General features: G+C 44.1%; 1 protein-coding gene. It reads right to left on the bottom strand.

All coding sequences use genetic code 11. The features are described 5' to 3' along the window. Positions 1 to 159: 159 nt before the first annotated feature. Entirely contained in the window at positions 160 to 1,479 is a 1,320-nt protein-coding gene (locus tag D7Y06_RS25035; RefSeq protein ID WP_243119511.1) for an IS4 family transposase, read from the bottom strand. Between the last annotated feature and the right edge of the window lie 120 nt (positions 1,480 to 1,599).

A 1,599-nucleotide genomic window follows, 5' to 3' on the forward strand; every position in this document is an offset into this window, starting at 1 on the left:
CAATGTCATTAACTTAAGGAAAAGAACAATACCGGATGTCTTTACACCCATTCATGGGATAAAGACATCCGGTATTGTTCTGGGAATCAGTCTTACCATTTGACGATCTTCTACTGTAATTATTATGCAAGATGATTTCATGTGCTATAGCTTTGTTGTTTAATAAGCTCTTTTATGCGTGTTTGAATATTTTCCCGCAAGCTGCCCCTTTGTCCGGTGGTAATGACGGTCTGGCCTGATTGGAACCAGATTTTTGCTGATGTCTTCATAGATCTGCTGGAACAGTCTGTCCTGTTTCTGCGCATCTGTTTCCAGCAGGATATAAATCAGGTCATTTTTCAGTATCCCTATGCTCAATGTCCGATTCACCATCATTTTATGTTTCCTGTGTTTTTCTTTCTCATCCAGCTCCGCTTCCGCGTCACGAATGATGTCTTCCGCAAGGTTGCTGACATAGATTGTGCTGTAGATATCCTGCAGCAGCAAAACCGGCCTGGTCCCTGTGAAGTTCTCTATCTGCAGACGGTCTTTGAGCGTTTCGTATGCCGTTTCAATTCCCCATCTCATATGGTACAGTTCCGCAATCTGTCGGCTGTCAAAGGTTTCCGACGGCAGATTTGTGATGAGCACTTCTTCCTTCCCTTCCGGTAACGGCACTTTGACCATACGCAGGGTGATGTGCCCGAGTTCTTCCATCCGCTGTCCGATATCCGTTCCTTTATAATGGTTGATCCGGCTTTTGTCCAGACGGATGTCCACCCATGTGTCCGGAAAGGATAATGAGGCCTGCTCTTTTTTATAGTCACTGGATTTGAGGCGCACAAGGAACAGGACGCCCTTCTCCATCATCCTGATAAAAGCCGCGGTGGAGGGATAGCCCCTGTCCATGACGACCAGAAACGGCTGTGACGCGCCGATTGTTTCAGATACACGGTCGATCTGTTCTTCCGCCAGTCGCATTTCATCAAACTTACATTTACAGCAGTCGCTCTCCAGGATCATGCGGTTCATCACGTCATACAGACACCCGAGCCCTATGGATGCCTGGGGTTTTGTTCCTTTTCTGCTGGATGTCCCAAATGTATCCAGCGTTTCCCTTGTGGTTGGGATATTGATTCCTGAGCCGTCTGCCGCCAGAACCAGATATCCATGGAAGTGAGAAAATCCAGGGTCTGCATAAAAGTTCCTGTTATGATGGCGGTAAAGCTCATAAAAAGCCAGCGGGTTCAATTTCATCCGCTGTTTCAGATAGCCCGGCTTTGATATTTCCATTCCCGGGTGTGCGGTTTTCATATAATTGCGCAATTTCAGACTCAACGTAATCCCCCTCCGGTTTATCATAGTAAACATAAGATCCGTTAACGGCATCTTCCGGTTTCTTATAAAGGATGCCGGATTTCCATTTCTACAGAAATCATAAAATTCATCCTGATGGATCAAACTGATATCACAACAGGTATGTTTTTGAGAATTCTTCATAAAATCACCTGCCTTATGGGAAAAAACATCAGTTATTTACTTTTATTATACAATAAAAATACAGAAAAAAGGAATCTTTTACAATTCAAATGTAAAAGATTCCTTAAGTTAATGACATTG

The sequence above is a fragment of the Roseburia sp. 1XD42-69 genome (assembly GCF_003612565.1).
Classification (GTDB): domain Bacteria; phylum Bacillota; class Clostridia; order Lachnospirales; family Lachnospiraceae; genus Roseburia_B.

Coding starts and splice junctions, on each gene's coding strand:
- D7Y06_RS25035 (WP_243119511.1), bottom strand. CDS start 1,479: ATGAAGAATTCTCAAAAACATACCTGTTGTGATATCAGTTTGATCCAT.